The organism is Bradyrhizobium valentinum (assembly GCF_001440405.1).
Taxonomy (GTDB): domain Bacteria; phylum Pseudomonadota; class Alphaproteobacteria; order Rhizobiales; family Xanthobacteraceae; genus Bradyrhizobium; species Bradyrhizobium valentinum.
This window is the reverse complement of sequence record NZ_LLXX01000054.1, coordinates 1-6,569: the sequence shown is the minus strand read 5'-3', so window position 1 is coordinate 6,569 and position 6,569 is coordinate 1. Positions and strand designations below refer to the sequence as shown.

The 6,569-nt window shown below is 63.5% G+C and carries 7 protein-coding genes; 1 reads left to right on the top strand and 6 read right to left on the bottom strand.

Going from position 1 to position 6,569, the window contains the following annotated elements:
- From CP49_RS45855 to aroA, 6 genes are all read right to left on the bottom strand, one after another.
- Nucleotides 1–331 (bottom strand): LapA family protein (locus tag CP49_RS45855; protein WP_245310629.1); only part of this gene is annotated, 331 nt, incomplete at its 3' end.
- A 78-nt stretch (nt 332–409) separates the two neighbouring features.
- Nucleotides 410–715 carry an integration host factor subunit beta gene (locus CP49_RS09535; protein ID WP_057844774.1) on the bottom strand — a complete coding sequence of 102 codons (306 nt, stop codon included), beginning with the start codon at nt 713–715 and terminating at the stop codon, nt 410–412.
- Between the two features lie 172 nt (nt 716–887).
- On the bottom strand, nt 888–1,868 hold the full coding sequence (gene sppA / locus CP49_RS09530) for a signal peptide peptidase SppA (RefSeq protein WP_057850016.1): 981 nt from the start codon (nt 1,866–1,868) through the stop codon (nt 888–890).
- Nucleotides 1,869–2,190: 322 nt separating this feature from the next.
- On the bottom strand, nt 2,191–3,891 hold the full coding sequence (rpsA, locus tag CP49_RS09525) for a 30S ribosomal protein S1 (protein ID WP_057837500.1): 1,701 nt from the start codon (nt 3,889–3,891) through the stop codon (nt 2,191–2,193).
- 384 nt (nt 3,892–4,275) lie between these two features.
- Complete coding sequence (gene cmk, locus CP49_RS09520; RefSeq protein ID WP_057850015.1) at nt 4,276–4,905, bottom strand: (d)CMP kinase; 630 nt, start codon at nt 4,903–4,905, stop codon at nt 4,276–4,278.
- Nucleotides 4,902–6,239 (bottom strand): 3-phosphoshikimate 1-carboxyvinyltransferase, encoded by a 1,338-nt coding sequence (gene aroA, locus CP49_RS09515; RefSeq protein WP_057850014.1) that lies wholly within the window; start codon nt 6,237–6,239, stop codon nt 4,902–4,904. Before aroA ends, cmk begins: the two co-directional genes overlap by 4 nt.
- Nucleotides 6,240–6,382: 143 nt before the next feature.
- Between aroA and CP49_RS09510 the strand changes: the two genes are divergently transcribed.
- On the top strand, nt 6,383–6,569 hold a 187-nt coding region (locus CP49_RS09510; protein WP_063791659.1), incomplete at its 3' end, for a TIGR02300 family protein.

The following is a 6,569-nucleotide window of genomic DNA, read 5'->3' as shown; positions in this document are numbered from 1 at the left end:
CCGAAAGCCGCTGCTGATCGGCCCGGGAAACCGCCGCCGCAGCCCGCAGATCGGCCGTTTCCGCCCTCGCCCGGCGAGCATCCGCCTCATGCTGGCGAGCCGCGCGGCGCCAGTGGCGCTGACGGAACCAGGTCGCCATGCCGCCCGCCGCCACGCCCAGAATGGCCACCGCAATGATTACGGCAAACAGCGGCAGCGAGACTGTGATCGCCGGATCGGTCGAATTGAAGGGATCGAACGACACCGTGACGAAATGGCGGTTGGCGACCGCGAACACGATAAAGATGAGGCCTAAGGGGATGACGACCAGCGCCGTGAAGAACTTTCGCATGACCATCTCTCGTAATGACGGAGAAAGGCGGGCGCCAGACCCGCAACACGGCTACATCCAGTCGAACCGAAAAAGCGCCTACGCGCCGGCCTCGGGCGAGCCGTTGTCGCGGTTCAGCCGCTCGCGCATTTCCTTGCCCGTCTTGAAGAACGGGACGCTCTTCTGGTCGACCGGCACATGCGCGCCGGTGCGAGGATTGCGCCCTGCGCGGGCGGGACGATGCTTGACCGAGAAAGCGCCGAAGCCGCGCAGCTCGACACGGTCGCCGCGCGCCAGGGCTGCCACGATCTCATCGAGGATCGCGTTCACAATGTTCTCCACATCCCGCTGATAGAGGTGCGGGTTGTGCTCGGCGATGCGCTGAACAAGTTCGGATTTGATCATCGAAGTTGGGATCCGTCCGTCGTGCGGATATCCATTTCCGTGAAAATACCTTGAACTGTCAAGACGCTAAATCACTTTTGGGCAACCTGAAATCGCCTGACAAGCCGCCCGGAGGAGGTTTGTGAGGACACCCGCAATGCGGGAGAATGTGACGAAGAGCAGCCAGTGCGGCTCAATTGGGGGCTGTGGGACGCCACAACGCCAGCATGCCGTTGAGCGAGAGCTGGTCGACCGCCTGTGCGACGCCACCCTGCTCGATCTGGCGCGCAATGGAACTCAAGCCGAGCGCATCGAACGTGATCGAAGCTGCCGTTCGCAGGAACGTCAGGTCGCCGAGCCGCGGGTTCAGCTTGTAATCGCGCACCGGCAGGTCGCTTTTGATCTTCTTCTCGGCGACCAGCCATGCGACGGCTGCTTTTTCATCGCCGAGCTGATCGACCAGCTTCAGTTCGACCGCCTGGCGGCCGGTGAAGACCCGTCCGTCCGCGACCTTTTCGAGCAGCGCGTCATCCATGCCGCGCCGCTCCTTCACCATGCCGCGGAACCAGGCATAGGAATCCTTCACCAGCGCGTCGAGCGCGGCGCGCGCCTCCGGACTGGTCGGCTCGAAACCGTTGGGCGCAGCCTTCAGCGGCGAGGATTTCACCTCCTCGACCTTGACGCCCACGGTCTTCAACAGCTCGGCGAAATTCGGAAATTGAAACAGCACGCCGATCGAACCGACCAGCGAGCTCTGGCGTGCGACGATATGATCGGCGGCTATCGCCGTGATGTAACCGCCCGACGCAGCCAGCCCCTCGACCACCACGACCAGCGGCTTCTTGGCCTTCAGGCGCACCAGCGAGTCATAGAGTTGCTCGGAGCCGGCCGTGGTGCCGCCCGGCGAATTGATGTGCACGATGACGGCGGCATGGCTCGATTTCTCCAGCCGCTCCAGCGCTTCGACGCGTTGCTGATCGCTGCGGATCAGGCCTTCGATATTGACGCGCGCGATCGATCCCGATGCCGTCAGCGCAGCCGGTCCGCTCCTTGTCGCGACCGCGCCGACGGTAACGATCGCCGCGATCGTAACCAGGCCAGCCACGACGCGCCAGAAGGTCAGCTTGCGGCGGATCCTGCGGCGATCGACGATTACGTCCGAATCGAGCGACATCGAATTTCTCCTGAAATATCCCGCGCGTTTTGCATCCGCAGCGCCAGCGAAGCGTTATCTGATTACATCAATTGCGACGCAATTTGAAGAAAACAAGGCCCACTCTTCCTTCTCCCCTTGTGGGAGAAGGTGGATCGACGGCGCGAAGCGGCGGCGAGCCGGATGAGGGGTCTGTCTCCGCGGAGAGAACCCCTCATCCGCCTTGCCTTCGGCAAGGCACCTTCTCCCACAAGGGGAGAAGGAGGAGGCATCGCTCCCCGAACGAAAAAAAAGCCCCGGTCGAAACCGGGGCCTGATGTTCGCAGACAGATAGGCTGAAAGCTTACTTCTCGCGGTTCTTGAGCGCGGTGCCGAGAATGTCGCCCAGCGTCGCTCCCGAATCGGAGGAGCCGTACTGCGCGATGGCTTCCTTTTCTTCGGCCACTTCCAGCGCCTTGATCGAGACCTGCACCTTCCGGGCCTTCTTGTCGAACTGGATCACGCGCGCATCGACCTTCTCGCCGACGGCGAAGCGTTCGGCGCGCTGATCGTTGCGGTCACGAGCCAGTTCGGAGCGCTTGATGAAGGTGGTGAAGTCGGTGCCCGAGATCTTCACCTCGATGCCGGCTTCCTTCACTTCGAGCACTTCGCATGTCACGACCGCGCCCTTCTTGACGTCGCCCGGCTCGGCGAAGGGATCGCCTTCGAGTTGCTTGACGCCGAGCGAGATGCGCTCCTTTTCGACATCGACGTCGAGCACCACGGCCTTGACCATGTCGCCCTTCTTGAAGTTGTCGATGACCTGCTCGCCCGGAAGCTTCCAGTCGAGGTCGGACAGATGGACCATGCCGTCGACGTCGCCGTCGAGACCGAGGAACAGACCGAACTCGGTCTTGTTCTTGACCTCGCCTTCGACCGTCGAGCCGACCGGGAACTTCTCGACGAAGACTTCCCAGGGATTGCGCATGGTCTGCTTGAGGCCGAGCGAGATGCGGCGCTTGACCGAATCGACTTCGAGAACCTGCACTTCGACTTCCTGCGAGGTCGAAACGATCTTGCCGGGATGCATGTTCTTCTTGGTCCACGACATTTCCGAGACGTGGATCAGGCCTTCGATGCCCGGCTCCAGTTCGACGAACGCGCCGTAGTCGGTGATGTTGGTGACGCGGCCGGTGAAGCGCGCGTTCAGCGGATACTTCGCCTCGATGCCCTGCCACGGATCGTCCAGCAACTGCTTCATGCCGAGCGAAATGCGGTGGGTCTCGTGGTTGATCTTGATGATCTTGACCTTCACGGTCTGACCGATGGTGAGCACCTCGGTCGGGTGGTTGACCCGGCGCCAGGCGATATCGGTGACGTGGAGCAGGCCGTCGATGCCGCCGAGATCAACGAACGCACCGTAATCGGTGATGTTCTTGACCACGCCGTCGATCACCTGACCTTCTTCGAGGTTCTGCACCAGCTCCTGGCGCTGCTCGGCGCGGGTCTCTTCGAGAACCGTGCGGCGCGACACCACGATGTTGCCGCGGCGGCGATCCATCTTGAGGATCTGGAACGGCTGCGAGTTGTTCATCAGCGGAGCGACGTCGCGGATCGGACGGATATCGACCTGCGAGCGCGGCAGGAAGGCGACAGCGCCGTCGAGGTCGACCGTGAAGCCGCCCTTGACCTGGTTGAAGATGACGCCGTGAACCTTCTCGTTGTTGTTGAAGGCCTTCTCGAGCTTGCCCCAGCTTTCCTCGCGGCGCGCCTTGTCGCGCGACAGCACGGCTTCGCCGAGCGCATTCTCGATCCGGTCGAGGAACACCTCGACTTCGTCGCCGACCTTGAGATCGCTTTCGCGGCCGGGGCCGGCGAATTCGCGCAGCGCCACGCGGCCTTCGGTCTTCAGGCCGACGTCGATGACGGCCATGTCCTTTTCAATTGCAACCACCTTGCCCTTGATGACGGAGCTTTCCTGCAGATTGCCGCCGGCGAAGGACTCGTCCAGCATCGCAGCGAAATCGTCGCGGGTAGGATTATAAGAAGCAGCAGTCGAAGCCATTTGTTCTCCAATGCGGGATATTGCCGGCCGTTCGGGTTAAAGGGCGTATCGCGCGTGAAGTGTCAGGGGTCCGCAAACCCTGACGACCGCGTTTGCGGGAGTTCGCAAAAGCGGGCCGGCAGCATGCCTGCACGTTCGATACGTTTGATTTATCCGAGCCTGAAACGAGCGTGTCGACTTCAAGAACCTGGAGCGGGCTTTCCTCCAATGACGGCAGGGGCTGAAGCCTCCTGACGGCCCGCTCGGACAGCCCTGATCTCATCGACGGCGGCCCGGATGGGCGTGGATATAGCCCCAAGGGCCATTTTCGGCAAGCGGAAATGCCCGATTTATAGGCCCTTTTAGCCGACCGAGGCCTCGGCCAGACCCGCCGAAAATTGGCGTTCAACGCCCGGCGCGGACCGCCTCCACGATCGCGATCGCGGCGCGAACGCCGGCTTCGATATCGAGATTTGAATTATCGAGGATATGGGCATCCGCCGCCGCCTTGAGGGGCGCAGCGGCGCGGTTCTTGTCCCGTTCATCGCGCTTGAGGATGTCGGCCAGCACCGCCGCCTCATCGGCGGCTTCGCCACGCGCCAGCGCTTCCAGCGTCCGGCGGCGGGCCCGTACATGCGGGTCGGCAACCACAAAGATCTTCACGTCGGCATTCGGGCAAATCACGGTTCCAATGTCGCGGCCGTCAAGCACGGCGCCCGGCGGATCGGCCGCGAACTGGCGCTGAAAGTTGACCAGGGCTTCGCGCACGCTCGGAATCGCCGACACTACCGAAGCCGCATCGCCGATGCGCTGCGTCTTCAGCTCGGGATGGCCGAACTTTTCGGGATCGAGCTCCATCGCAACCGCCACCGCCCGCGCCTCGTCGGTGAGATCGAAGCCTTCGTCGAGCAGCGCCTTCGCCACCGCGCGATAGATCACGCCGGTATCGAGGTGGCGATAGCCGTAATGATGGGCCAGGCGTTTGCCTAGCGTGCCCTTGCCGGAAGCCGCCGGGCCGTCGATGGCGATGATCATGAAAACTCAGCTCCGAGCGAGCGCATCATCGGAATGAAATCCGGAAAGCTGGTGGCGATGAAGGCGGTGTCGTCGACCTTGACCGGCTTGTCGGCGGCCAGCCCCATCACCAGCGCGGACATGGCGATACGGTGATCCATGTGGGTGGCGACGAGGCCGCCACCTGGCACGTGGCCACGGCCCTCGACGATCAAATCATCGCCCGCGATCTCGACCTTGACGCCGTTGACGCGCAGCATGCCGGCGGTCGCCTCCAGCCGGTCGGATTCCTTGACGCGCAGTTCCTGCAGGCCGCGCATGATGGTGGTGCCTTCGGCGAACGAGGCTGCGACGGCCAGCACCAGATATTCGTCAATCATCGAGGGCGCGCGCTCCGGCGGCACCACGACGCCGCGCAGTTTGGAGGCGCGCACGCGCAAGCGGGCCATCGGCTCGCCGGCGTCGCCGCGGACTTCGCTTTCCTCGATCGAAGCGCCCATCTCGCGCAGCGTCGTGAACAGGCCGGTGCGCAGCGGATTGGTCATGACGTCGGAGAAGGTCACGTCGGAGCCCTCGACGACCAGCGCCGCCACGATCGGGAATGCAGCCGAGGACGGATCGGCAGGCACTACGACCTCAGCGCCATGCAGTTCGGGCTGACCGGTCAGCGCGATCTTGCGGCCGTGGCTGCCTTCATTGACGGAGACGATCTCGGCGCCGAAATGTTTCAGCATCAGTTCGGTGTGGTCACGGCTGGCTTCCTGCTCGATGACCGTGGTGATACCCGGCGCGGCAAGTCCTGCCAGCAGCACCGCCGACTTGATCTGGGCCGAGGCCACCGGGGTCCGGTAAAGGATCGGCACGGGATCGCGCGCGCCGTGCAGCGTCAATGGCAGGCGGCCGCCTTCCTTGGTCTCGCCGGTCTTGGCCCCCATCAATTCCAGGGGATCGAGAATCCGTCGCATCGGGCGGGACCGCAACGAGGCGTCGCCGTCGAATACCGCCGTGATCGGGCAACCCGCTACCGCCCCCATCACCAGGCGGCACCCGGTGCCGGAATTACCGAAATCGAGCGGCGCAGCCGGCTGGGCGAAGCCCGCCACCCCCACGCCGGCGACCTTCCAGGCAAACGGACCGGTCCGCTCGACCTTGGCGCCCAGCGCCTGCATGGATTTGGCGGTGTTGAGAACGTCCTCGCCCTCGAGCAGGCCGGAAATCCTGGTTTCGCCGACCGAAAGCGCCCCCAGAATGAGGGCGCGGTGCGAAATCGACTTGTCCCCGGGAACGCGGACTTTGCCGCTCAGGGGGGCGCTGGCACGGGATTCCAGCGGGCTTTGGGTGGTTGAATCGGTCAAGATTGGGGTCCTCTGCGGGGGCGGCAGTACCACATGGGCCCCACCGCGTCACGCTGCCGTCAAATGCATCAAACCGCTATTGACACCAGCCCCTTAACTAGCCAAGTGAAGCACCGTTTTTCAGAATTTCCCAGGATCCACACGTGGCCAAATCCGATCTCGGAACTAAGCGCATTTGCCCGACGACGGGTAAGAAATTCTATGATCTGAATAAGAACCCGGTGATTTCGCCCTACACCGGCGAGGTCGTGCCGATTGCACCGATCGCACCGCCGCGGGCTGCCCGTGGCGATGCCGCACGCGCCGCAGCCGCCGCTTCGGCCACCGCCG